The sequence below is a fragment of the Myxococcus sp. CA040A genome (assembly GCF_013336725.1).
In the GTDB taxonomy this organism is placed as follows: Bacteria; Myxococcota; Myxococcia; order Myxococcales; family Myxococcaceae; genus Myxococcus; species Myxococcus llanfairpwllgwyngyllgogerychwyrndrobwllllantysiliogogogochensis.
This window is the reverse complement of the sequence record NZ_JABUMR010000012.1, coordinates 128,636-150,909: the sequence shown is the minus strand read 5'-3', so window position 1 is coordinate 150,909 and position 22,274 is coordinate 128,636. Positions and strand designations below refer to the sequence as shown.

23 protein-coding genes are annotated in these 22,274 nt (G+C 69.4%); 15 read left to right on the top strand and 8 right to left on the bottom strand.

Going from position 1 to position 22,274, the window contains the following annotated elements; genetic code table 11:
• Nucleotides 1-52: 52 nt before the first annotated feature.
• On the top strand, nucleotides 53-1,171 hold the full coding sequence (locus HUA75_RS40135) for a 3-deoxy-7-phosphoheptulonate synthase (protein ID WP_141645300.1): 1,119 nt from the start codon (nucleotides 53-55) through the stop codon (nucleotides 1,169-1,171).
• A gap of 4 nt (nucleotides 1,172-1,175) precedes the next feature.
• Here the strand turns inward: HUA75_RS40135 and pheA are convergent, their stop codons facing one another.
• From pheA to HUA75_RS40120, 3 genes are read right to left on the bottom strand one after another with little or no spacing between them, the layout of a single operon-like run.
• Nucleotides 1,176-2,000: a prephenate dehydratase gene (gene pheA, locus HUA75_RS40130; RefSeq protein ID WP_174458628.1), complete on the bottom strand. Its 825-nt coding sequence runs from the start codon at nucleotides 1,998-2,000 to the stop codon at nucleotides 1,176-1,178.
• The gene (locus tag HUA75_RS40125; RefSeq protein ID WP_141645302.1) at nucleotides 1,993-3,132 is read right to left on the bottom strand and encodes a bifunctional chorismate mutase/prephenate dehydratase; all 1,140 of its coding nucleotides are present in this window, start codon (nucleotides 3,130-3,132) and stop codon (nucleotides 1,993-1,995) included. The genes pheA and HUA75_RS40125 overlap by 8 nt, the downstream gene beginning before the upstream one ends.
• A complete protein-coding gene (locus HUA75_RS40120; protein ID WP_141645303.1) occupies nucleotides 3,129-3,590 on the bottom strand; it encodes a GNAT family N-acetyltransferase in 462 nt (153 codons plus the stop codon). Before HUA75_RS40120 ends, HUA75_RS40125 begins: the two co-directional genes overlap by 4 nt.
• A 71-nt stretch (nucleotides 3,591-3,661) precedes the next feature.
• Between HUA75_RS40120 and HUA75_RS40115 the strand changes: the two genes are divergently transcribed.
• Genes HUA75_RS40115 through HUA75_RS40100 form a run of 4 tightly spaced genes read left to right on the top strand, consistent with a single transcriptional unit; the run spans nucleotide 3,662 to nucleotide 6,977 of the window.
• Nucleotides 3,662-4,216: a sigma-70 family RNA polymerase sigma factor gene (locus tag HUA75_RS40115; protein WP_174489441.1), complete on the top strand. Its 555-nt coding sequence runs from the start codon at nucleotides 3,662-3,664 to the stop codon at nucleotides 4,214-4,216.
• Entirely contained in the window at nucleotides 4,213-4,839 is a 627-nt protein-coding gene (locus HUA75_RS40110) for a hypothetical protein (RefSeq protein WP_174489440.1), read from the top strand. The genes HUA75_RS40115 and HUA75_RS40110 overlap by 4 nt, the downstream gene beginning before the upstream one ends.
• Nucleotides 4,836-5,420, top strand: a complete 585-nt coding sequence (locus HUA75_RS40105; protein ID WP_141645306.1) for a periplasmic heavy metal sensor — start codon at nucleotides 4,836-4,838, stop codon at nucleotides 5,418-5,420. Before HUA75_RS40110 ends, HUA75_RS40105 begins: the two co-directional genes overlap by 4 nt.
• Nucleotides 5,421-5,471: 51 nt before the next feature.
• On the top strand, nucleotides 5,472-6,977 hold the full coding sequence (locus HUA75_RS40100; protein WP_246137419.1) for an amino acid permease: 1,506 nt from the start codon (nucleotides 5,472-5,474) through the stop codon (nucleotides 6,975-6,977).
• Here HUA75_RS40100 and HUA75_RS40095 read toward each other — a convergent pair.
• The 3 genes from HUA75_RS40095 to HUA75_RS40085 form a co-directional block, all read right to left on the bottom strand.
• Nucleotides 6,940-7,368 (bottom strand): EVE domain-containing protein, encoded by a 429-nt coding sequence (locus tag HUA75_RS40095; protein WP_141645307.1) that lies wholly within the window; start codon nucleotides 7,366-7,368, stop codon nucleotides 6,940-6,942. The genes HUA75_RS40100 and HUA75_RS40095 overlap by 38 nt on opposite strands.
• 28 nt (nucleotides 7,369-7,396) lie before the next feature.
• Nucleotides 7,397-7,975, bottom strand: coding sequence for a TetR/AcrR family transcriptional regulator (locus HUA75_RS40090; RefSeq protein WP_141645308.1), 579 nt, complete (start codon nucleotides 7,973-7,975; stop codon nucleotides 7,397-7,399).
• A gap of 81 nt (nucleotides 7,976-8,056) precedes the next feature.
• Complete coding sequence (locus HUA75_RS40085) at nucleotides 8,057-8,563, bottom strand: MarR family winged helix-turn-helix transcriptional regulator (RefSeq protein ID WP_141645309.1); 507 nt, start codon at nucleotides 8,561-8,563, stop codon at nucleotides 8,057-8,059.
• 149 nt (nucleotides 8,564-8,712) lie between these two features.
• Here HUA75_RS40085 and HUA75_RS40080 point away from each other — a divergent pair, with 149 nt between their 5' ends.
• Nucleotides 8,713-9,507 (top strand): SDR family NAD(P)-dependent oxidoreductase, encoded by a 795-nt coding sequence (locus HUA75_RS40080; protein ID WP_141645310.1) that lies wholly within the window; start codon nucleotides 8,713-8,715, stop codon nucleotides 9,505-9,507.
• A 92-nt stretch (nucleotides 9,508-9,599) separates the two neighbouring features.
• Here the strand turns inward: HUA75_RS40080 and HUA75_RS40075 are convergent, their stop codons facing one another.
• A complete protein-coding gene (locus HUA75_RS40075; protein ID WP_141645311.1) occupies nucleotides 9,600-9,797 on the bottom strand; it encodes a hypothetical protein in 198 nt (65 codons plus the stop codon).
• A gap of 379 nt (nucleotides 9,798-10,176) precedes the next feature.
• Between HUA75_RS40075 and HUA75_RS40070 the strand changes: the two genes are divergently transcribed.
• From HUA75_RS40070 to HUA75_RS40030, 9 genes are all read left to right on the top strand, one after another.
• Nucleotides 10,177-10,749 (top strand): polysaccharide biosynthesis/export family protein, encoded by a 573-nt coding sequence (locus tag HUA75_RS40070; protein ID WP_141645312.1) that lies wholly within the window; start codon nucleotides 10,177-10,179, stop codon nucleotides 10,747-10,749.
• 65 nt (nucleotides 10,750-10,814) lie between these two features.
• Nucleotides 10,815-11,966, top strand: coding sequence for a hypothetical protein (locus tag HUA75_RS40065; protein ID WP_174489439.1), 1,152 nt, complete (start codon nucleotides 10,815-10,817; stop codon nucleotides 11,964-11,966).
• 33 nt (nucleotides 11,967-11,999) lie between these two features.
• A complete protein-coding gene (locus HUA75_RS40060; protein ID WP_141645314.1) occupies nucleotides 12,000-13,409 on the top strand; it encodes a Wzz/FepE/Etk N-terminal domain-containing protein in 1,410 nt (469 codons plus the stop codon).
• 28 nt (nucleotides 13,410-13,437) lie between these two features.
• Nucleotides 13,438-14,178 carry a CpsD/CapB family tyrosine-protein kinase gene (locus HUA75_RS40055; protein WP_141645315.1) on the top strand — a complete coding sequence of 247 codons (741 nt, stop codon included), beginning with the start codon at nucleotides 13,438-13,440 and terminating at the stop codon, nucleotides 14,176-14,178.
• A gap of 101 nt (nucleotides 14,179-14,279) precedes the next feature.
• Nucleotides 14,280-15,647 (top strand): polyisoprenyl-phosphate hexose-1-phosphate transferase ExoE, encoded by a 1,368-nt coding sequence (gene exoE, locus HUA75_RS40050; RefSeq protein WP_141649501.1) that lies wholly within the window; start codon nucleotides 14,280-14,282, stop codon nucleotides 15,645-15,647.
• A 95-nt stretch (nucleotides 15,648-15,742) separates the two neighbouring features.
• Nucleotides 15,743-16,834, top strand: coding sequence for a gluconeogenesis factor YvcK family protein (gene yvcK, locus HUA75_RS40045; RefSeq protein WP_141648023.1), 1,092 nt, complete (start codon nucleotides 15,743-15,745; stop codon nucleotides 16,832-16,834).
• Between the two features lie 35 nt (nucleotides 16,835-16,869).
• The gene (locus HUA75_RS40040) at nucleotides 16,870-17,988 is read left to right on the top strand and encodes a GNAT family N-acetyltransferase (RefSeq protein ID WP_174489438.1); all 1,119 of its coding nucleotides are present in this window, start codon (nucleotides 16,870-16,872) and stop codon (nucleotides 17,986-17,988) included.
• Nucleotides 17,976-19,154, top strand: coding sequence for a DegT/DnrJ/EryC1/StrS family aminotransferase (locus HUA75_RS40035; protein WP_371746305.1), 1,179 nt, complete (start codon nucleotides 17,976-17,978; stop codon nucleotides 19,152-19,154). Before HUA75_RS40040 ends, HUA75_RS40035 begins: the two co-directional genes overlap by 13 nt.
• Before the next feature lie 52 nt (nucleotides 19,155-19,206).
• Entirely contained in the window at nucleotides 19,207-20,409 is a 1,203-nt protein-coding gene (locus HUA75_RS40030) for a GNAT family N-acetyltransferase (RefSeq protein WP_174489437.1), read from the top strand.
• 126 nt (nucleotides 20,410-20,535) lie between these two features.
• Here the strand turns inward: HUA75_RS40030 and HUA75_RS40025 are convergent, their stop codons facing one another.
• Complete coding sequence (locus HUA75_RS40025) at nucleotides 20,536-22,215, bottom strand: hypothetical protein (RefSeq protein ID WP_174489436.1); 1,680 nt, start codon at nucleotides 22,213-22,215, stop codon at nucleotides 20,536-20,538.
• Between the last annotated feature and the right edge of the window lie 59 nt (nucleotides 22,216-22,274).

Below are 22,274 nucleotides of genomic sequence, written 5' to 3'. Positions count from 1 at the left end.
CCGCGCTACAATTCCAGATTAATACGAAAACACTGCCCGGAGAATCCAGAAGATGATTGTCATGCTCGAGCCGGACTCCCCCGAGTCCGTGGTGTCCGCCGTCCTCCAAGCCGCCTCTCAGTACAAGGGCGTGACGCCTCGGCCTCACGTCATGGAGGGCGCGGAGTACACCGTGACGGAGGTGTACCTGCTGGGCCCCACCGCGCAGATTCCCACGGAGGTCTTCGAGCAGATTCCGGGCGTGCGGCAGGTGGTGCGCGTCTCGCAGAAGTACCGCGTCATCGGCCGGCACAAGGGCCAGCGGGCGTCCACGGGCTTCGACTACAACGGCGTGACGTTCGACGAGCGCTCCGTGCAGTTGTTCGCCGGCCTGTGCGCGGTGGACACGAAGGAGAACGTGGATTCGATGATGGCGGCGCTCGCGCGCTGCGACATCCGCACCACGCGCATGGGGGCGTACAAGCCGCGCACCAACCCGTACGAGTTCCAGGGGCTGGGTGCCGCGTGCCTTCCGTGGGTGTTCGAGTCCGCGGGCAAGCACGGCATCAAGGTCGTCGCCATGGAGGTGACGCACCCCCGGCATATCGACGAGATTCGCGACGCGCTGGAGCGCTCGGGCAACGCCACGGGCGTCATGCTCCAGGTGGGCACGCGCAACGCGCAGAACTTCGAGCTGCTCAAGTCCATTGGCCAGCAGCGCGTCTTCCCCGTGCTCTTCAAGCGCGGCATGGGGATTACGTTGGAGGAGTCCCTCAACGCGTGCGAGTACATCGCGAGCGAGGGCAACCCCAAGATTGTCTTCTGCCTCCGCGGCGTGAAGACGCACCTGGGTGACCCGCACCGCAACATGGTGGACTTCGCCCACGTGCCGGTGGTGCGCCGGCTCACGCGCATGCCCGTGTGCGTGGACCCGTCGCACGCCATTGGCCGCGCGGACGCGCCGCCGGACGGCCTGCCGGACATCTTCCACTCCATTGGCCAGGGCCTCATCGCGGGCGCGTCCATGGTGCTGGTGGACTTCCACCCGCACCCGGAAGCGGCCCTGTGCGACGGCCCTCAGGCGCTGCGACTGGAGCAGCTCGCGTCGCTCCAGCGCTACACTCAGATTGTCCGCGAGGCGTACCTGTCCGTCGTGAAGAACGGCGACGGCAGCCAGCTCATCCCGGCGTAGCGGCTCAGGCCACGCCGTAGCTGCCGAGGACCCGTAGGGTGATGCAGGCCGCCTGGGCGGCCTCCACCGCCTCACGCACCCGCGGGTCCTCCAGCGCGCCGTCCACGTCCAGGCACCACACGTACTCCCACGCGCGGCGCTGGGGCCGGGACTCCAGGCGGGACACTTCCAGTCCCCGTCCGGAGAAGGCCCCCAGCACGCGGTACAGGGCGCCGGGCTCGTTCTGGACGGTGAAGGCCAGCGCCGTCTTGCGACGCTTCCACGCGCGCGGCGGCGCGACGCCCACCGTGACGAAGCGCGTGTGGTTGTCGGGCGAGTCCTCCACGCCTTCTTCCAGCACCGTCAGGCCGTACAGCTCCGCGGAGACGCGGCTGGCGATGGCGGCCGTGCGCGGCGGGGCCTGCTCGGCGACCTTGCGCGCGGCGACGGCGGTGTTGGCCTCCGCCACGGGCTGGATGCCGCGCCGTCGCAGGTAGCCCGCGCACTGCGCCAATGCCTGGGGATGTGAAAGGGCCCGCTCGACGTCCTCCAGCACGAGGCCTGGCGGCGCGACGAGGCAGTGGTGGATGCGCAGCGACAGCTCGCTGGAGATCTGCAGGTCATGCTCCAGCAGCAGGTCCACGTTCTCCACCACGGGCCCGCCCAGCGAACTCTCCACGGGGAGCACGCCCGCCTCCACGCGGCCCTCCGCCACCGCCTCGAAGACGGCGCGGAAGGTGGGGCAGGGGATGGCCTCCACGTCCGGTCCGTAGAGCGCGCGCAGCGCCTCTTCTCCATACGCGCCGTGCTCTCCCTGGAAGCCGACGCGGCGCCTGGACTGCTCAGCCATGGCTCCCCTCGGCGCGGCCATACGTTCCCAGCACGCGCAGGAAGGAGGTCAGCGGCCGGATGTCCTCCAGCGCGGCCGTCAGCGGCGCGGAGGCCGCATGGCCCTCCACGTCCACGTAGAAGCGGTACTGCCACGGGCTGCCCGGAATGGGACGCGACTCCAGCTTGCTCAGATTGACGCCGCGCAGGGTGAGCCGCTGGAGCATCTCCCCCAGCGTGCCCGGCTTGTGCTCCAGCACCATCAGCAGCGACGTCTTGCACGGCACGCCCGGGGCCAGCGGCGTGGCCTCGCGGCCCACCTCCACGAAGCGCGTGTAGTCGAACTCCGGCTGCAGCTCCCGCGCGAGCACCTCCAGGCCGAAGCGCTGCGCGGCCGTCTCGCTGGCTATGGCGGCGACGGTGGCGTCGTTGCGCTCACGCACCTTCTGCGCCGCGCCCCCCGTGTCCGCGTCCGGCACCGCGCGCGCCCACGGCAACTTCTCACGCAGGAACGCCTCGCACTGGGCCAGGGCCTGCGGATGGGAAATCACCTCGCGCAGACCCTCCAGCTTCGCGCCCGGCAGGCCCAGCAGCCGATGGTCCACCTGGCTCACCAGCTCCGCGGTGATGACCACGCCGCCCTCGGCGAGCAGGTCATACGTCTCGTTCATGCTGCCGGCGGTGGTGTTTTCAATCGGCAGCAGCGCCAGGTCCATCTCCCCGCGACGCAGCGCCTCCACCAAATCTCGCGAGTGGTCGAACCCGGTGAGCAGCACGCCCCCGGCGCGGCCCGTATAGCGGCGACGCGCGGCCAGGTGGCTGTACGAGCCTTCGACGCCCGGATACCCCACGCGCAGCGGGGTGGTGTCCAGCCGCGTGACGAGCGCCTGCTGGCGCGCGACGGACATGTCGATGACCAGCCGCCAGAAGCGCTCCACCTCGTGTGGGTCCAGGCCGTGCTCGGCGGCGCGGGTGCGGATGCGGCGCAGCAGGAGGTCCTCGCGACGCTGGTCCCTGAACGGCGCGGCCGTGGCCAGCTTGGAGCGGGCCACGTCATCCGCCAGGTCCATGCGGCGGCGGAGCGCGTCGAGGATCTCCTCGTCGATGTTCTCGATGGCGGTCCGCAGCGCGTCCAGGTCCAGCGGCGACGTCATCGCGCGGACTCCGCCAGGTTCCGGGACATGAGGTGGTGCGGTCCGATGCCCGGCAGCTCGAACGCGTCTCCATGCGGCACGAAGCCCAGCGAGCGATAGAAGCCCGAGGCCGTCGACCGCGCGTTGCACCACAACTGCGTGCCCTTCTGTGTCACGGCGTGCTCCATGCAGGCCTTCAGCAGGGCCGCACCCAGGCCCTGTCCCTGTCGTCCCTGCTCCACGGCCATGCCCCGCAGGCGCCAGGCGGTGATGGCTTTCAGCGCGTAAGGTGGCGGCTCCCGGTACAGGGAGGCCACTCCGAGCAGGCGGCCTTCCGCATACAGGCCCAGGTGGAGGGTGTCCTTGTCGTCATCCCCTGGATAGACGACCGCCTCGGGAGGCTGGTGGGGACGGAGGACGGCGCGGCGCAGCCCGCGCGTCTCGGCGGCTGGAATCCGGCGGATTTCTGATGAGCTCACGATTCGAGTATGCCGGTTTCCGACCTCGTGCGTCCTCATTCCGTGGAAGCCGACGAGGAGGTCGTTTCACCGTGAAGGGTACCGCCACCCTGGAGGAGCCTGGAAGCCCAGCGCGCGCCGTGGCCGCGTTGGATTTCGACGCGCTCCTGGAGGCGGAGCAGGGCGTGTTGCTGCGGCTGGCTCGGCGGTTGGTGTGGGATGGGGAGGAGGCGAGGGACCTGGTGCAGGCCGCCCTGGCTGATGCCTACGAGAAGCGTCATTTGCTGAGGGACGCGAAGGCCGGGCCCGCCTGGCTGCGCCGCATCCTGGTGTCACGGGCCATGGGCCACTTGCGGCGGCGGCGCGTGTGGAACGTGCTGCGTGAAGCCCTGGACTGGGGGACGCCGCTGGACCTCTCTCCGGAGGAGCGTTTCGTCGGCGCCGAGCGGTGGCGGGCGTTGGGTCGCGCGGTGCGAGCGCTCCCCGCACAGCAGTCCACGGCCTTCACCCTGCGCTACCTGGAGGGTTTGGAGCTGGACGCCGTCGCGGAGGCGATGGGCATTGGCCGGGGCACCGTCCGCATCCACTTGTATCGCGCACTCAAGAAGCTCAAGGCCGAACAGGCCCTGGAAGGAGACACGCCATGAGATGCCACGACGTGGCCACCGCCCTCCTGGAGTCCTCGCCACCGTGGCCTCCGGAAGCGCGGGCCCACCTGGAGGGCTGTGAGGACTGTCGCACGCTGGCCGCCGTGCATGCCTCCGCGTCCGGGCTGCGCCTGCCCCAGCCGCCGCCTCTGGCCCCCGTGCCTCGCGAGGCCGTGCTGCGGGAAGTGCGTCGCCGCAAGGTGCGCCGTCGCGCCGTCGCCGGGGTCGTCGCCTCCTTCTGTGTCGGTCTGGTGACGTGGCTGTCGGGCCTTGAGGCGCCTTCCTCACCAGGGGCTCCCGCGCTCCAGGAGGCGCGGGTGGAATTGCCCGACGAGTCTGGCACCGCGCCGCATCCCGAGCTGGGTCTGCGCCGCGCCGAAGGGGCCGACGACGTCGACCTGGACTCCGTGGCCCGGGCCGTTCGCGCCGAACGCGGCTCGTTGTCGTGGCTCGTCACGGAGGTGCGCGGCTACTCGCGCCGAGACGTGGTGTTCCGCGACGACACCTACAAACCTTTCGGGACGATGGCCGCGTGGCTGCGTCCCCCTGATTCCCGCGCGCTGGAAAACCCGCCGTTCCGAACGGCGGTCCTCCCACTCAATCCACAGGAGTCGTTGCCATGAAGAAGACACCCGTTGCCACGCTGCTCACGGCCGCGCTGGCCCCGCTGCTGCTGTCGCCCATGTCCGCCCTGGCCCAGCCGGAGGATGACTTCGTCCTCCACCGCCAGGGTCCTGGCGCCCCCATGATTCACCACGTGGGGCCCGGCGGAGGCGCGCTTCCTCCGGGACAGTTCCCCGCCGCCGCTCACGGCATCCCCCCGCACCTGGTGGAGAAGCTGGGTGTTCCGCGCGAGGTGGCCAAGCAGGTGCAGGAGCTGACGTTCGATGCCAACGAGGCCATCATCCCGCTGGAGGCGGACCTGAAGCGGGCGCAGCTCCAACTGGAGCGCCTGTTGAGCGCGGACTCCACCGACGAGAACGCCGTGCTCAAGCAGGTGGACGAGGTGGGCCGCGCGGAGACGGCGGTGCGCCGCAACCGCCTGGGGTTGATGGTCCGCATCAAGAAGCTCCTCGGCCCCGAGCTGTGGCGCAAGCTGGAGGCGGAGCTGGGCACGGTGCGCATCCAGAAGCGCATCGAGATTCGCAAGGGTCCTCCGGGTGACGGTGAGGCCGGAAGTCCCCCGCCGCCGCGCAAGCCGTAGCGTTCCGGACAGACGCGGGCCCATTCGACCTGCCCCTCCAAGGTGTCGCGGATGGGCCCGCGTATCCTGGGCGTCATGGCCAACCTTCCGGACCATGAGCGTCAGCTGGAGGAGGATGCCGCCCAGCTCCAGCGCCTGGGGTATGCGCAGCAGCTCTTGCGCGGCATGGGCGGCTTCTCCAACTTCGCCGTCTCCTTCTCCATCATCTCCATCCTCACCGGAGCGGTGACGCTCTACGGCCACGGGCTGCGCTTCGGCGGGCCCTTCGTCATGGGCGTGGGCTGGCCCCTGGTCGCGGTGATGACGCTGGCGGTGGCGGCGAGCCTCGCGCAGCTCGCGTCGTCCTTCCCCACCGCGGGCGCGCTCTACCACTGGGCCGCGATGCTGGGCGGCCCCCGGGTGGGCTTCTTCACCGCGTGGCTCAACACGCTGGGCCAGTTCGCAATCACCGCGGGCATCGACTATGGCCTGGCCGAATTCCTCGCGGACATGCTCGGCTGGCCTCGCGAGCGCGCCTCGGTGCTGCCCCTCTACGCGGCCATCCTCCTGTCCCACGCGGTGTTGAACCACGTGGGCGTGCGCGTCGTCGCGTGGCTCAATGACTTCTCCGCCTGGTACCACGTCGCGGGCGTCGCGGTGCTCATCGGCGCGCTCGCGGTGTTCGCTCCGAAGCAGGACGCGGCCTTCCTGCTCACGCGCTTCAGCTCGGAGACGCCGTGGTACGCCTACGGCTTCCTCATCGGCCTCTTGCAGGCGCAGTGGACCTTCACCGGCTACGACGCCAGCGCGCACATCTCCGAGGAGACGCGAGACCCCACGCGCAACGCCCCCTGGGGCATCTTCCTGTCCGTGGCCGTCAGCGCCGTGGCGGGCTACCTGCTCCTGGGCGCGGTGACGCTGGCCATCCAGGACCTGCCGACGACGGCCGCCGCGGCCAACCCGTTCCTGTACGTGCTGACGCAGGCGCTGGGCCCCTCGCTCGGGGGCGCGTTGGTGTGGGTGGCCATTGGCGCCATGTGGTTCTGTGGACTGTCCTCGGTGACGTCCAACTCGCGCATGCTGTTCGCCTTCGCGCGCGACAACGGGCTGCCCGCGTCGAAGTGGCTGGCCCAGGTGTCGCCGCGCTTCCGGAGTCCCGCCGTGGCGGTCTGGGTGTCCGTGGCGGGCTCGGGACTGGTCGCGCTGTGGGCGGAGGCGTACGCGGCCATGGTGGCGCTGAGCACGCTGGCGCTCTACGCGTCCTACGCCTTGCCCGTCTGGGTGGGCTTGCGCGCCCGCCGCGCCGGCACGTGGTCCCACCGGGGGCCTTGGGACCTGGGCCGCGCGTCGCCGTGGGTCAACGGCGTGGCGCTGACGTGGAGCGCGGTGGTGATGGTGCTGTTCGTGCTGCCGCCCAACCAGCTCGCCGGCTACACGTTCGCCGGCGCGCTGGTGCTGCTGGGGCTCTACTGGGGTTTCTTCCAGCGCCACACCTTCACGGGGCCCCAGGTGACGCTGCTGCGGCCTCCCGCGTCCAGGGCTACTTCGGCAGCGCCGTCTTCCCCATCTTCAGGATGAGCTTGAAGTGCTCGGCGGTGACGGAGGCCACGCTGAGCCGGCTGCGGGTGATGAGTGGGAAGTCCTTCAACGTGGCGGTGGCCTTGACGGTGGCCAGGTCCACGGCCTGCTTGAAGGGGAGGAGGGCCGCCACCTTCACGGAGGCCCAGTCCTCGTCGGGCGCCGTGGAGTCGGGACCCGCGGAGGTGAGCACCTTCGCGATGCCGACCACGGCCTTGCCTTCATTGGAGTGGTAGTAGAGGCAGAGGTCGCCGGGCTTCATCGCCCGCAGGTTGTTGCGCGCCTCGAAGCTGCGGATGCCCGTCCACTCCGTCTGCTTGTCCTTCTCGAGCTGCGCGTACGCGTAGACCGACGGCTCGCTCTTGATGAGCCAGTACTGGGGGTTCGCCATGGCGGCGCACCATAGAGCAGCACGGCCGCTAGTGCAGCCAACGCGACGGTGCGCCGGGACTCCCGGGCGATGTGCTCGAGTCGTCCACGCTTTCCGTCGTCACCCGCACCTCCAGCAGGGTGCGCTCGACGGACCGGAGTCCCGAGGCCAGGGCGAGCGCCACGCCCTTCGGGTCGTGGAACGTGGACCCACCCCCGGTGTTTCCCCCGGTCAGCGCGGACTCGAGCAGGGCGACCTCCTGCTCCCACAGGTCCGTGAGCAGCGGGTCCAGGCGGGGCAGGACGTCGAGCAGGGCCTCCGAGGACACGTGCAGCTCCTGGAGGATGCGCTCGACCTGCTCCTGTCGGGTCTCCACGAAGGCCGCCACCTTGGTCTCCGGGGTGGGCGCTCGCGCGACTGCCTGCTCTATCCGCGCGAAGGCTTCACACCAGACCTGCCTCACCACCACCGCGAACAAGGCCTCCTTGCTCTCGAAGTGGCCGTGGACGCGCCCCGGCTCCAGGCCCGCGCGCCGGGCGATGTCCTCCAGCGAGGAGGCGGAGAAGCCGAGCCGGGCGAAGCTCTCCGTGGCGGCGGCGAGGATGGCGGTGCGGTGCTCGGTGCTCATGGTCTTGTTCGGGGTCTCGAGGGTGAGGACTGCAAACGGCTGTGCGTCGCGGGTGACTTCGATGCCACCCCCAGGGCCGACCTACTTCGAGCCGCTGCTCATGAGCGTGAGGAGGCGGTCCGCGAGCCTGAAGGTGATTTCCTGCTCCAGCGGGTCCATGGTTCCGATGAAGAAGCCCAGGCCCGTCTCGATGCGGTTCGCGATTTCGGCGTAGAGCGCTCGGCCCGCCGCCGTGAGCGTGTTGACCACGGTGCGCCGGTCGTCGGGATGCCGGGTTCGTGCGACCAGGCCCCGGTGCTCCAGCCGGTCCACCACGCCGGTGATGCTCTTGTCATTGATGTCCGCGAGCCGCGAAAGCTCACCGGTGTGCAGGGGCCCGTCGTAGCCCAGCCAGAGAATCACGTGGAACTGGGGCGAGCTGAGGTCCTCTTCCTGGCAGAGCTGGCTGATGGGGTCCCGGAGGACGGCCCGTGCCCGGTTGAAGCTCATCAGCTTCTGCAGAAGGCTCGCCCCCAGCTCGCGCTGCGCGGGGGTGCACTTGAGCGGGGAGGGTGTCGCCTTCTTCGCGCCCTTCTTCGTCCGGACCATGCCCGGCGAGAACTACACCACATCACGGATACTCCGCAATGTGGGCTGACCACGCCGTGACGGACGGGGCGACCGGGAGCGCCGAACACCGGGCTGGCGAGGGGCCCCCCCAGCCGTTACCAACCGCCGCCTATTTCGAGAGGGAACGAATGGACCTGGATCTGAAGAACAAGGTTGCGCTGGTGAGCGGCTCCACGGCGGGCATTGGCCTGTCCATCGTGGAGGCCCTGGCCCGGGAGGGCGCGGAGGTCATCGTCAATGGACGCACGAAGGAGCGCGTGGACGCGGCCATCGCGGAGGTCCGCCGCAAGCAGCCGGACGCGAAGCTGCGCGGAGTTCCGGGAGACCTGGGCACGAGCGAGGGCGCGGCGCTGATGGTCAAGGCCGTTCCCCATGTGGACATCCTGGTCAACAACCTGGGCGTGTTCGAGCCCAAGCCCTTCGAGGCCATCTCCGACGAGGACTGGCTGAACATCTTCGACGTGAACGTGATGAGCGGCGTGCGGCTCAGCCGGCACTACCTCAAGGGCATGCGCGAGAAGAACTGGGGCCGCATCGTCTTCATCTCCAGCGAGTCCGGCGTGCAGATTCCCGTGGAGATGATTCACTACGGCGTCACGAAGACGGCGCAGATTGCCCTGGCGCGCGGAATCGCGGAGGGCCTGTCCGGGACGAACATCACCTCGAACTCCATCCTCCCGGGGCCCACGCGCTCCGAAGGCGTGGAGGAGTTCCTCAAGAGCCTGTCGAAGCAGCAGGGCGTGGACGTGGCCACGGTGGAGCGCGAGTTCTTCAAGAGCGCGCGGCCGTCGTCGCTGCTCCAGCGCTTCGCGCGCACGGACGAGGTCGCCTCGCTGGTGGCCTTCGTGTGCAGCCCGCAGGCGTCGGGCATCAACGGCTCGGCGTTGCGCGTGGATGGCGGAGTGGTGCGCGCCATTCCTTGAGTGCGACCCCGGACGGGGTTGACGTCTGAAAAACAAAAGGCCCGATGTCCTCGCGGGCATCGGGCCTTCTACTGATATCTCGTGTCGAGGCGTCAGGCCTGGTTCGCCATGCCCCGCGTCGTGTCCTCGGCCGTCTTGCCGCTCAACAGCGCGCTGCTCGCGTAGAGGGCCAGCCCCATCACCCCGAGCGCCGCCGCTTCCGTCTGGGCCGCGAAGGCGACGCCCATCCACGTCATCACTCCGGTTCCCATCGCGAACGCCGCCGCCACCGCCCCCGCTGCCTTCCTCATCCGCTCGCTCCCTGTCTGCCGGGCCCAGGGGCCCGTTGTGGAACCAAAACTCCTCTCCCTCAACAGACTTCAATTCGCGTGCCGCGCACACACGGTGCGGAATGAGAAGCCACGTGCCCCGCAGTGGGAAAATGTCTTCCATCAACAGGAGGAAGACTGTCGAAAACACCGGGCCATCCCCCCGTCCGATGCCAGTAATTCTTCCCGGACCGCGGGAGGTCGAATCGCTGGGCATTTCGTAACCCACGACGATCCATGGGTTTTCCCTCCCAGGGCTGCATGGCACACCCGCTGCTATGGCAACCGCGCCGGGTAGGACGGGACGAGTTCCGCGGGTGCGGGACTCCAAGAGACATCCGCAGCGACGAGGGAGAGGACGATGGGCAAGACGAGCGCGGGGTTCTGGACGGTGTTGGGGGTGATGCTCCTGGGCGGGTGTGCGCACCAGCCTGCGGTGAAGGTGGACAACTCCGAGCAGCCTTACCGTATTGGACGGGAGGATGTGCTGGACGTCGCGGTGTGGCGCGACGCGGAGCTGTCTCGCACGCTGCCGGTTCGCCCCGACGGCTACATCTCCATGCCGATGGTGGGCGAGGTGCTGGCCGCGGGCAAGACGCCGACGGAGCTGGCCGAGGCGTTGAAGAGCAGCTTCCAGCCGTATGTGCAGGAACCGCGCGTGACTGTGATTGTCCGCGAGGTCAACAGCAGCCGCGTGTTCGTCACCGGCGAAGTCACGCATCCGGGCGCCTATCCGCTGCGCGGCCGCGTGTCGCTCATCCAGGCCATCGCCCTGGCGGGCGGCTTCACCGACTTCGCCAACTCGGATGGCATTGTCGTCATCCGCAGCGACGGCAACGGCGGGCAGATTCCGGTGCGCTACAGCGACCTCATCTCTCCCGACGGGAACCAGGACGTCATGCTTCGGCCCGGTGACACCATCGTCGTGCCGTGAAGCGTCGTCGGAAGTCGGGTGAGGGGTCCATGGACGGTGGGTGGCGTAGGCGAGGGAGGACGACGGTGAAGGGCGACTGGAAGAAGTGGCTGCTGACGGGCCTCATGCTCACCGCGCCGGCCGTACCGGCGGCGACCGTGTGGGAGCCTCGGCTGAGAATCGCCGCCGAGGAACGCTACGACGACGACCTGCGCCTGGGCGCGGGCGCCACGGGCGGCCAGCTGATGACGAAGCTGTCGCCGCGCCTGGGGGTCGAGGGCAGGGACGAACGGCTGAACCTCAACGGCTACTACGGCGCGGACGTGCTGATGCGGCACGGCTCCGGCAAGGTGACGTTGGACCACCGCGGGGCACTGGAGCTGCGGCACCTGTTGTCGCGGCGGCTCCGGGTGGACACGAACGTGCGCGTCTTCCGCGTCACGGACCCCACCTCGCTGCCTCGCGATGGTCTGGCCCGCTCGACGTCACCCACGTTCTTCACGCAGGCCCGGTTGGGACTCACCGCGCGCGCGTCGGAGCGGGTGGACGTGCGCGTGGGTTACGGAATCGAAGTGGTGCGCATCCTCGAGAGCGGCCAGGAGCCGGGCTATGCCCACACGCCGTCCCTGGAGGTGATGTACCGCACCACGCGCCGGCTGACCCTGGGCGTGGAGTACCGCTACCAGGGCTTCTATTACGACAACTCCCTGTCCCAGGCGCATGGCGTGGCGGGCACGTTGCGCTATCGCCTGACGCGGCCCACCACGCTTATCGTTCGCGGTGGACCGGTGCGCTACCTGGCGCCGGACGGGCAGGAGGGCGGGTGGGTTCCTCGCGTGAATGTGGAGCTGGCGCGCGAGGGTGAGCTGTTCGACCTGGGCTTCGCCGTGGGGCACGACCTGGTCGGCGCCAGCGGTTTCGCCACCGCGCTGTGGGCGGACTACGCGTCGCTGATGCTGGCGCGGCGGTTCGACCACCAGTTCTCGGCGTTTGGAGCGGTCAGCTTCTTCCGCAACGGGCGAGCGCCCTCGCGGGACTGGACGACGTTTGGCAGCACCCCCCTGGTTTCCCAGGGGTACGCGGTAGGTGCAGGGGTGGAGTACCGCTTCAGCCGCCAGGTGGCGGCTCAGGGAGCGGTGGACCGGATTGCCCAGGTGGGCGTGGCGGAGTCGGCGGGCGCTGCGGGAGATCTGACGCGCAACGTTTTCGCTGTCCGTCTCATCGTGACGGCGTGGTGACAACACGTGAGTGGGTTGGTGGAGGAGCGGATCATGGAGCGTGGGATGACGGCGGACCAGCTGTTGGCCTCTCTCTGGCGCCGCAAGGCGTTGGTGGGAGCCATCACAGCAGCGGTATTCGCGGTGGGAGCGGCCATCGTGATGACGCGGCCGAGCATGTACGAAGCGTCGGCGGTGGTCCGCGTGGAGCCGCAGCGGCCAGGGGAGGAAATGGTGCAGCGCACGGTGAGCGAGCTCATCGAGCAAAGGCTGCTCACGGTGCGCCAGGAGCTCATGGCACGCCCCGTGCTCCAGAAGGCCATCGAGGAAATGAACCTCTATCCGGACATCGTGTCCGAGAAGGGCATGGAGACGGCGGTTGCGCAGATGCGCAAGGACCTGCAGGTGCGCGTGGAGGGTGAGACGGCGTTCGAAATCACCTACACCAACCGCGACCCGCAGGTGGCCGCGCAGGTGGCCAACCGGCTGCCGACCATCTTCTCCGAGGAGACGCTGAAGCTGCGCCAGGCGCAGGCGGCGCGTGCCACGGACCTCTTTACCGAGGAAATGGGCAGCATGGGCAAGGCGGTCTCCAACTGGGAGCGAAAGATTTCCCAGTTCAAGGTGGACCACCTGGGCGAGCTGCCCGAGCAGATGGAGATGAACATGCGAGGGCTCGAGCGCGTGTCGCACGAGCTGCAGACGAAGTCGGAGGAGCTGCGCGTGGCGGAAGCGCGCCGCTCGGACCTGGCGCGGGCTCGCAACGCGGTGGACAGCGAGGCCGGTCGCCTGGAGTCCGCGGAGAGCGGGCTGACGCGGGCCCTGGTGAATGCACGGACGACGTGGACGGAGGACCACCCGGAGATCAAGCGCATGCAGACCGAGCTGGACGGGATGACGACGCGCCGCAAGGAGGCCGAAGGCCGCTTGTGGGCGGAGCGTGCCGAGCGCGGCCGGGTGGCATCGCTCATCGAGGTCATCCAGAAGGACATCGTCGACCTGCAGGGGAAGGCGGAGGCGTACCAGGCCCGGCTGAACAACACGCCGAAGTGGGCGCACGAGCTGGGGGTGATGAACCGCGACTACGAAATCGCGCGCACCAAGTACCAGAGCGTGGTGAGCCGCAAGGTGGAGGCGGAGATTGCCCAGGAGCTGGAGGCCAAGAGCTCCAAGAGCCTGTTCAACGTCATCTCCCCCGCGGGCGTGCCGGTGACGGCGGCGAGGCCGGACCGGATGACGGGGCTGGTGATTGCCCTGCTGGTGGCGCTGGGCCTGGGCATCCTCACGGGAGCGGTGCTGGAGATGCGTGACGACAGCCTGCGCGATGGCTCGGAAGTGCGCCAGCGCCTGACGCTGCCGGTGTTGGCGGTGGTGCCGGACATGCAGGGCAAGACGGAGCGGCGCGTGCTGATGCCGTCCCAGGGCGGACGCAACAACGTGTCCTCCCCCACCTCTTTGAACTGACACCCAAAGGAAAGGACGGAAACCGAACATGGACCAGACGATGGAGCGGGCGGGCAACTTCCTCCCGCGGGTGGATGAGAACTCGACGAACCCGAACGCGGTGGACCGGCGGGTGGTGACGCTGACCGCGCCGGCCTCGGCGGCGGCGGAGCAGTACCGCAGCCTGTATTACCGGTTGGAGCGGATGCGGGAGCTGCGCCCCATGAAGGTGGTGGCGCTGACCTCCGCGATGCCCGGCGAGGGCAAGACGGTGACGAGCGTCAACCTGGCGATGGCGGCGGCCCGGGCGAATCCGGACCGGCGCATCCTGCTGGTGGACGCGGACCTGCGGCGCGGCGGTGTGGCGGCCACGCTGGGGGTGCGCAACAAGACGGGCCTGGCGGAGCTGTTGTCCGGCGAGGTGGAGGTGCGGGACGTGGTGCGTCGCTTCGCGGCCACGCGCCTGGCCCTCATCCCCGCCGGCACCGCGCCGGAGGAGCCCTCGCAGGTGCTGGCCAGCCCTCGGATGAAGCAGTTCCTCAAGGCGGTGCGTGAGGGCTTCGACGAGGTGTACATCGACCTGCCGCCGACGCTGCCGTTCGCGGACGCGGCCATCCTGGGTCACCAGGTGGACGGGGTGCTGATGGTCATCCGCGCCAACGTGACGCCGGGCAAGACGGTGCACCAGGCGGTGGAGCAGCTGGCCGGCGCGCCCGTGTTGGGGTGCGTGCTCAACGGCGCGGAGGTGCATGCGACGCCGTACCTGAAGAACTACGAGAAGCAGAAGTAGAGGGCGGTAGCCTCCGCCCCGCGTCCCGGTGACGGGAGTGGGGCGGAGGTGACGAGTCGAGGGGGCGGGTCGTGAGTCGGGCGGGTTGGTTGGAGGGGCACGTGCTCCGGGTTTTTCACCACTATTTTTCTGCCAAGAAGCTGACGTTCTTCCTCGCCGAGAGCTCGGCGATCGCACTGGCCTGCGTGATGGGCGCGGCGGCCTGTGCGGCACTCTTCGCGCCTGCTGGGACACGGCCGCCGCTCACGGCGCTGTGGCCCACGCTGCTGGGCCTGGGCGCGGCCTTCGTGGTCACGTTCCAGTTCACGCTGTACCTGTTGGATTTGTATGACTTGCGCGTGGCCGCGGAGGACCGGGCGCGGGGCTACCGCTTCCTGAAGGCCGCGGGTGTCACGGCGATGGTGACCGGTGGGGTGATGCTGGTGGCCCCTCTGGTGTTGCCCGTCGCGCTGCCTCCTGGCGCGCTGCTCGGTGGAGCCATGGGGGCGCTGGCGGGCACGCTGGTCGTCCGGGTGTCCATTCGCGCGCTGGTGGGGGCGCCGCACGCGGTGCTCATCGTCGGTGATGGCCTCAAGGCCCGCGCGGTGGCGACCGCCATCGAAGCGGGCGGCGAGGGCAGCTACCGCGTCGTCGCGCTGGTGGACCCACGCACCACGGAGGAACCCCTGGAGCACATGGCGGCCCGCATGGGCGCGGCATATGTCGTGCAGGCTGCTGACGACATGCGCGGGGCCAACTGGGTGGACTCACTGCTGAGCTGTCGGCTGCAAGGCCGCCGCGTGTATGACGCGACGGGCTTCTGCGAGCGGGTGCTGCGGCGGATTCCGGTGCAGTTCCTCCGGGCGAGCGACTTCGCCTTCGCGGACGAATTGACGGTGTCTCCGTTGCGGCGGGCCTTCAAGCGGGCCTTCGACCTGGCGGTGGCGTCGCTGCTCCTGGCGTTGTCGGCACCCTTCCTGCTTCTGGTGGCGGTGGCCATCAAGCTGGATTCGAAGGGGCCTGTCTTCTACCGACAGGAGCGCACGGGGCTGGGAGGCGTGACGTACTACCTGTGGAAGTTCCGCAGCATGCGGACGGACGCGGAGAAGAACGGCGCGGTGTGGGCTCGTGCGAACGATGACCGTGTCACCCGGGTGGGCAAGTTCATCCGGCGCACGCGAATCGACGAGATTCCCCAGGTGTTCAACGTGTTGATGGGGGAGATGAGCTTCGTGGGTCCGCGTCCGGAGCGGCCCGTGTTTGTCGAGCAACTCAAGCAGCAGATTCCCTTCTACGGACTGCGTGAGGCAGTGAAGCCGGGCCTGACGGGCTGGGCCCAGATTCGCTACCCCTACGGAGCCTCCGTGGAGGATGCGCGCAACAAGCTGGAGTTCGACCTGTACTACGTGAAGAACGGCTCGCTGTTCCTGGACGTGGGCATCATTTTCCACACCGTGAGGCATGTTTTGCTCGGGCGTGGAGCTCGGTAGGCACACCTCTCGTCGGCCTTCCCTCGAGGGAGGGAAGGTCGGGCGGGGACTCGCCAGGGGTGGCGGGTTTGGGCGTCGTGGATGGGGGTTGGGTCATGGTGGGGATGGACATGGATTCGCAGCTCCCGGAGTCGTGGGAGGAAGCCCGTGCTCGCAGGGAGCGTGAGCGTGAACGGGAGACGGACCGCAACGAGCTGATGCAGCCGCACCTGCAGCGGCCCACGCGCATCGTCGCCATTGGCGGCGGCACGGGGCTTCCCATGGTGCTGCGCGGCCTGGCGAAGCGCTCGGCGCCCAAGCCGGGCGACCCGGGCGTGGACATCACCGCCGTGGTGGCGATGAGCGACGACGGGGGCAGCTCCGGCCGCCTGCGCAGGCTGCACGGCGCGCTGCCTCCGGGTGACATCCGAAATTGCCTGGTGGCGCTGGCCGGGGGGCGCAGCGCGCTGAAGGAAGTGTTCCAGTTCCGCTTCGGTGGGGCGCGGGGGCTGGCCGGTCACGCAGTGGGCAACCTGCTCATCGCCGCGCTGGCGGAACTCAAGGGCGACTTCATGGAGGCGGTGCGCATGTCCGGCGAGCTGCTGGGCGCGCGCGGCACGGTGCTGCCGTCCACGCTGGCCTCCGTGCAGTTGGTGGCGCAGATGCATGACGACACGGAGGTCGTCGGCGAGCGCAACATCTGCCGGGCGCAGGGGCGGGTGCGCAAGGTGACGCTCAGCCCGCGCTCGCCGCCTCCGGTGGAGGGCCTGCTGGAGGCCATCTACACCGCGGACCTGGTGGCGATTGGCCCGGGCTCGCTGTACTCGAGCCTCTTGCCCAATCTGCTGGTGGACGGCGTGGCCCAGGCGCTGAAGGAGACGCGCGCGCTCAAGGTCATGGTGGCCAACCTGATGACGCAGCCGGGGGAGACGGACGGCATGTCGTGCCTGGACCACGTGCAGGCGGTGCGAGAGCACGTGGGCCCCGTGCTGGACGCGGTGCTGGTGAACGGCACGCTGCCGGCGCCGGACGCCATGCGGCGGTACGGGCGGCGGGGCTCGTTCCCCGTCGACGTGGACACTCGCGAGCTCATCGCCGCGGGGGTGGTGCCGGTGCGGGCCGACCTCCTCAAGGATGGGTCGAGGATCCGACACGACAGCCGCAAGGTCGCCGCCTGCTTGTTGAAGATGGCGCGCAGCGGCTTGTAGCCACGCCTTCCCATCACCACCTTGGGCGCCCGAACATGGAAGCAACCCTGAGCAACCCCGGGCCGCGCGTCGTCGAAGTCGACGACCGTGCGGCCTTCATGGCCCTGGAGTCGGAGTGGAACGCGCTGGTGGAGGCGACGTCCGGCGAGGTGTTCTACCGGCACGAGTTCCTGCGCATCTGGCTGGACAACTTCGCCCCCGGCGCGCGCCTGCGCGTGCTGACGCTGCGGGACGCGGACGGCCAGTTGAGCGCGGCGCTGCCGCTGTGGGAGGAGCGCACCACGCTGTACGGCGTGCCGGTGCGTCAGCTCTCCGGCGCGGCCAATGCGCACTCGTGTCGCTTTGACCTGCTGGCCCGCGAGCCGGAGGTCGCCGCGGCCCTGTTCCTCTCGCACCTGCGACGGCGGGGCGGGTGGGACGTGCTGCGTTTGACGGACGTGCCGGATGGGGGCTCGGCGTGGCGACTGCACGCGGCGGCCCGCAGCGCGGACATGCCCGTGGGGGCGTGGGAGTCGCTCCAGTCTCCGTACATTCCGCTGCCCGCCACGCGGGAGAAGTACCAGGCGTCGCTCCAGGCGAAGTTCAAGGCGAACTGCCGGCGTCGGCGTCGCAAGCTGGAGGAGAAGGGCCGCGTCACCTTCGAGCGGGTGGAGGGCGGGCTCGATTTGGAGCGCACGCTGGAGGACGGCTTCCTGCTGGAGCAGAGCGGCTGGAAGGGCGAGCGCGGCACGGCCATGGCGCAGGACTCGGCGACGCGCGGCTTCTACACGGAGCTGGGGCGCGACGCGGCCTACCGCAAGAAGCTGGCGCTGTACTTCCTGCGGCTGGATGGCCGGCCGGTGGCCTTCCACTACGGCCTGGAAGACGGCGGGCGCTACTTCCTCTTGAAGCCTGGCTACGACGAGGCGCTGCGCGAGTGCAGCCCGGGCCAGCTCCTGATGGAGGAAGTGGTGGGGGCCTGCATCGACCGGGGCCTGCGCGAGTTCGATTTCCTGGGGCCGGACATGGTGTGGAAGCGCGACTGGACCGACCAGGTCCGGCGCCACACGTGGCTCTACATCTTCAACGACTCCGCCTTCGGCCGGGCGCTGTGCGCGGCCAAGTTCCGGTGGAGCCCGGCGGTGAAAGAGGTGGTGGCGAAATGGAAGCGATGACTCCCCCGGGCAAGATGTTCGTGCCGTCCCTGCCCACGCTGTGGCCTGGCATGTTGCTGTCCAAGCCCCGGCCCGGAGCACTGCCGCCGTTCTCGTCTCCCAACGTCCGCTACTTCTACTTCGCCCGCAACGCCGTGTGGCTCACGGTGAAGATGCTGGGGTTGGACAAGGGCGAAGTCCTGATGCCGTCGTACCACCATGGCGTGGAGGTGGAGGCGCTGGTGGACGCGGGCGCCACGCCGCGCTTCTACCGGGTGGGCAGCCGGTGGGACGTGGACCTGGAGGACGTGGCGCGGCGCATCGGTCCGAAGACGAAGGCGCTGTACCTGACGCACTACGCGGGCTTCCCGGGCCCGGTGGAAGAGATGCGCAAGCTTGCGGACCAGCACGGGCTGGTGCTGATTGAGGACTGCGCGCTGTCGCTCCTGTCGTCGGATGGCTCGGTGCCGCTCGGGACGACGGGAGACGTGGGCATCTACTGTCTCTACAAGACGCTGCCCGTGCCGAACGGTGGCGCGCTGGTGGTGAACGGGCCGCGCTCCTACAGCCTGCCGGAGCCTCCGTCGCCGCCGTCCGCGTCGACCTTCAGCCACACGGTGTCCGCGCTGCTGCAGAACCTGGAGCTGCGCGGTGGGGCGGCGGGGCGCACGCTGCGGGGCTTCGTCCGCACGCTGGGGCACGGCACGGTGAAGGCGGCGAGCATCGAGCGCGTGGCCACGGGCACGCAGCACTTCGACCGCAAGCACGTGGACCTGGGCATGAGCCCGCTGACGAAGCGGATCGCCCTGGCGCAGGATTTGGAGTCCATCGTCGAGAAGCGGCGGCGCAACTACTTCTACCTGCTGGGCCGGCTGCGGGACGTGGTGCCGCCGCTGTTCAACCAACTGCCGCCCGGCGCGTGTCCACTCTTCTTCCCGATGGTGGTGCAGGAGAAGGCGGAGGTGCTCGCGCGGCTGAGGGCGAAGGGCATCGATGCCATCGACTTCTGGAAGCGCTTCCATCCGGCGTGTGACGCGGGGGCGTTCCCCGAGGTGGCGCAGTTGCGGCGCAGCATCGTGGAGATTCCGTGTCACCAGGACCTGTCGCCGGAGGTGATGGCGGACGTGGCGCTGGTGGTGCGCGACGCGGTGCGAGCGGAGAAGCGGACGAAGAAGCGCGCGGGATGAGTGGGTCTGCGGGGATGGGAGGGGCGGTTCTCCCCTCCGAGGAGGCGGGACGGTGATTCGCGAAGACGAGCTGAGGCAGGGGCCGCGCGCCGCGCAGCGGCTGGACGTGAGCGCCGTGGGCAGTCTGTCCGCGCTGGCGGGAATGCGCGCGGAGTGGGATTCGCTGCTGGATTCGAGCCACGCGGGGCCCTTCAATTCATGGGAGTGGTTGTATCCGTGGTGCCGGCGCATCGAACCGGGGCGGAGGCCCTTGGTCCTGACGGCGCGCGACGCGGCGGGGACGCTGGTGGGGCTGTTGCCGCTGGGGTTGGAGACGCGTCGGGTGACGGGTGCGCGGGTGCGGCGCCTGGGCTTCCTGGGCGAGACGCACGTGGGCAGTGACTACCTGGACGTCGTGGCCCGGCGGGGCGCGGAGCGCGAGGTGGCGGGGGCCTTCGCGCGGATGCTGGTGGCGCTGCGCGAGGAGTGGGACGTGCTGGATTTGACGGACCTGCGCGAGGACTCCGTCACGGTGGACGTGCTGCGCGCGGCCTTCTCCGGACAGGACGTGCGGCTGTCGGAGCGGTACGTGTGTCCGTACGACGTGTTGGACCCGCGCGAGCCGTTCGACGCGTTCCTCAAGCGCACGGGTCGGCGTGACAACTACCTGCGGCGGCGCAAGTGGCTGGAGAAGCAGGACGGCTACCGCATCGAGCGCACGGAGGCGCCGGGTGAGCTGGCCGGGCCGATGACGGACTTCTTCCGGCTGCACTCGGCGCGGTGGGCGGAGGACGGTGGCTCGCAGGGCATCAAGGGCACGGGCGTGGAGTCGTTCCACCGGGACGCGACCCAACTGCTCGCGGAGCGGGGACGGCTGCGGCTGTACACGATGAAGGTGGGCGGCCGGGCCGTGGCTTCGGTGTACGGCATCGTGCACGGGGACCGCTTCGTGTACTTCCAGTCCGGGTATGACCCGGAGTGGCGCAGCCGCAGCGTGGGCCTGGTGCTGGTGGGCGAGACGTTCAAGGACGCGATGGAGGCCGGGCTCACCGAGTACGACTTCCTTCGCGGCACGGAGACGTACAAGTCCGACTGGGTGTCGAAGCAGCGGCGCACGGTGTCCGTGCGCGTGCACAGCGGGACGCGCGCGGGGGCCTGGTTCACCCGGGCGGAGGAGCTGGCGCGCAAGGGGCGCAACGCGGCGAAGCAGGTGATGCCGGGCACATGGGTGGAGAAGGTGCGCCGGTTCCGGCGTCGCCGTGCCGCGGTGGATTGAGGACGTCGCGGTGAAGCCAGGCGACCGGCATCGTGCGTAAGGCGAGGCCGGAGGCGGGCGTCCGATGCGAGCAGCGGAGGGCGGCGGCGTGAATGGCCGCGCGCCCTTTCGCTCGCGTCCCTTCGCTCAGGGCGTGCTGGTTGCGTCGGGCGGCATCGCGGCGACGTACGTGAAGCCCGACTCACTGGGGCTCTGCCAGGCCGCCTTGAAGTCCGCCCACGAGTAGACCTCCTCGCGGTTCTGATAGGGATTGTAGACGCGCACGTACGTCTGTCCCTGGGCGTTCTCGGTGATGTCGACCACGCTCACCCAGTGGGTGATGTCCTGGTCCGAGGTGCGCACCGACTCCAGCATCCCGTTGTCGGCGCCGTCGATGTTGACGAGGACCATCAATGCGCCGCCGTCGTCGAGGATGCGTTGCACGGCCTCGGGCGTGGGGTTCTGCGCGTGGTTGTTGTTGTACGTGTTGGTGGCGCTGAAGCTGCCGTCCAGGTCCGTCATGGTCGGGTCGTTCTCGGAGCCCGCCTGCTGACCGACGATTCTCCAGCCCTGGCTGGCCAGGAAGGTCTCCAGGTGGGTGGAGTTCGTCAGCATCTCGCCGTTGCTCAGGATGCCTCGGTAGTCGGAGCCGAGGTTGGCGAAGCGGGTGAGGCCGTCCACGAGCTCCATCCCCATGACGGAGAGGGCGGACAGCTCTCCGCACAGGTTGCCGTGGGTGTAGTCCTTGCCCTCGCCGTTGAGGATGGCGCCGATGTTCAGGTACTGGGCGATGGGGTCCTGTCCCGCGGAGTGGTTTGCGGCCCACTCGCCGACGCTGCCTTCGCCCCAGGGCCACCCGCGTGAGGTGCCGATGAGAGGCGTCTCCGCCGCCACGCCGGTTTCAGGCAGGGGCCCGAAGTAGAGGGACATCTCTTCCTCGACCAGCGTGGCCCAGTGCTCTTCGGCCGTCGCGCGCTGCTCTTCCGGCGACAGCTCGCTCCAGTCCTCCGTCAGAGGTGGAGGAGACAGGGACGGGTCGCGAATCCACGCGGGGGCCATGTCCTCGACGTGCTGGCTCCAATTCTCGCGGATGCCGTTCAGGACGCTCGCCTGGGCCGTGGCGTCCAGATGGTGCCAGGCGCCGTGCAGCCATGGCGGAGGGCCGCCTTGTTCGAGCCAGGCGGGGACGGGGAGCGAGGTGCCCGTGTCCGCCACCACCATGTTCGCGATCTCCGGTGGAAGGTTCGCTCGCGCCAGCGCGGCCTCTCGTTCCGGGCCAGGGGGCGCGGAGAGAATCGTGTTCACCGTGCTCCCCGGCACGGAGCCCGCGATGGAGTACTCGGGGTGCTGCTTCAGGTACGTCTCCGACGCGGTCCATTCGCGCGTCGTGGGGTCGTAGATGTTGTTGCCCTGGCGGATGACGACGTGGCCCGTGGTGCCCTCGGCGCCGGGGCGGCTGTCCTTCAGGAAGAGGACCTCCGAGCGTGCGCGGATGACGGCGGGCGCCAGCGACAGGAAGTCCGCGATCGCGTCCAGGCAGTTCACCCGGCCGTCCTTCGCGTTCTCGCTCGCGAGCGAGGTGCCGGGTGCGGAGTTTCCATCGGTCGCGAGGTCCGGGCCTCGCGTCTGGGGTTGCGCGGTCTTGAATGAGTCGGGCTTCTTGGCGTCCAGGCTCGCGGCCTGGGTGGCGAGCCTCGTGAGTTCTTCCAACATGCGCCGGGCCGCTTCTTCCGCCGCACGCCGCGCGGCTTCCTCCGCGGCACGACGGGCCTGCTCCGCCGCGACATTCGCGACGGGCGATGCGTCCTTCGAGATACGAGTCGACATGTCTCCCCCTCTTCAGTCACGGTGCTGCACTGCGGTCACGATGTAACACTGTGACAGGG

Coding starts and splice junctions, on each gene's coding strand:
- HUA75_RS40135 (WP_141645300.1), top strand. CDS start 53: ATGATTGTCATGCTCGAGCCGGACTCCCCCGAGTCCGTGGTGTCCGCC.
- pheA (WP_174458628.1), bottom strand. CDS start 2,000: ATGGCTGAGCAGTCCAGGCGCCGCGTCGGCTTCCAGGGAGAGCACGGC.
- HUA75_RS40125 (WP_141645302.1), bottom strand. CDS start 3,132: ATGACGTCGCCGCTGGACCTGGACGCGCTGCGGACCGCCATCGAGAAC.
- HUA75_RS40110 (WP_174489440.1), top strand. CDS start 4,213: ATGAGATGCCACGACGTGGCCACCGCCCTCCTGGAGTCCTCGCCACCG.
- HUA75_RS40105 (WP_141645306.1), top strand. CDS start 4,836: ATGAAGAAGACACCCGTTGCCACGCTGCTCACGGCCGCGCTGGCCCCG.
- HUA75_RS40100 (WP_246137419.1), top strand. CDS start 5,472: ATGGGCCCGCGTATCCTGGGCGTCATGGCCAACCTTCCGGACCATGAG.
- HUA75_RS40095 (WP_141645307.1), bottom strand. CDS start 7,368: ATGGCGAACCCCCAGTACTGGCTCATCAAGAGCGAGCCGTCGGTCTAC.
- HUA75_RS40090 (WP_141645308.1), bottom strand. CDS start 7,975: ATGAGCACCGAGCACCGCACCGCCATCCTCGCCGCCGCCACGGAGAGC.
- HUA75_RS40085 (WP_141645309.1), bottom strand. CDS start 8,563: ATGGTCCGGACGAAGAAGGGCGCGAAGAAGGCGACACCCTCCCCGCTC.
- HUA75_RS40080 (WP_141645310.1), top strand. CDS start 8,713: ATGGACCTGGATCTGAAGAACAAGGTTGCGCTGGTGAGCGGCTCCACG.
- HUA75_RS40075 (WP_141645311.1), bottom strand. CDS start 9,797: ATGAGGAAGGCAGCGGGGGCGGTGGCGGCGGCGTTCGCGATGGGAACC.
- HUA75_RS40070 (WP_141645312.1), top strand. CDS start 10,177: ATGGGCAAGACGAGCGCGGGGTTCTGGACGGTGTTGGGGGTGATGCTC.
- HUA75_RS40060 (WP_141645314.1), top strand. CDS start 12,000: ATGGAGCGTGGGATGACGGCGGACCAGCTGTTGGCCTCTCTCTGGCGC.
- HUA75_RS40055 (WP_141645315.1), top strand. CDS start 13,438: ATGGACCAGACGATGGAGCGGGCGGGCAACTTCCTCCCGCGGGTGGAT.
- yvcK (WP_141648023.1), top strand. CDS start 15,743: ATGGTGGGGATGGACATGGATTCGCAGCTCCCGGAGTCGTGGGAGGAA.
- HUA75_RS40040 (WP_174489438.1), top strand. CDS start 16,870: ATGGAAGCAACCCTGAGCAACCCCGGGCCGCGCGTCGTCGAAGTCGAC.
- HUA75_RS40035 (WP_371746305.1), top strand. CDS start 17,976: ATGGAAGCGATGACTCCCCCGGGCAAGATGTTCGTGCCGTCCCTGCCC.
- HUA75_RS40025 (WP_174489436.1), bottom strand. CDS start 22,215: ATGTCGACTCGTATCTCGAAGGACGCATCGCCCGTCGCGAATGTCGCG.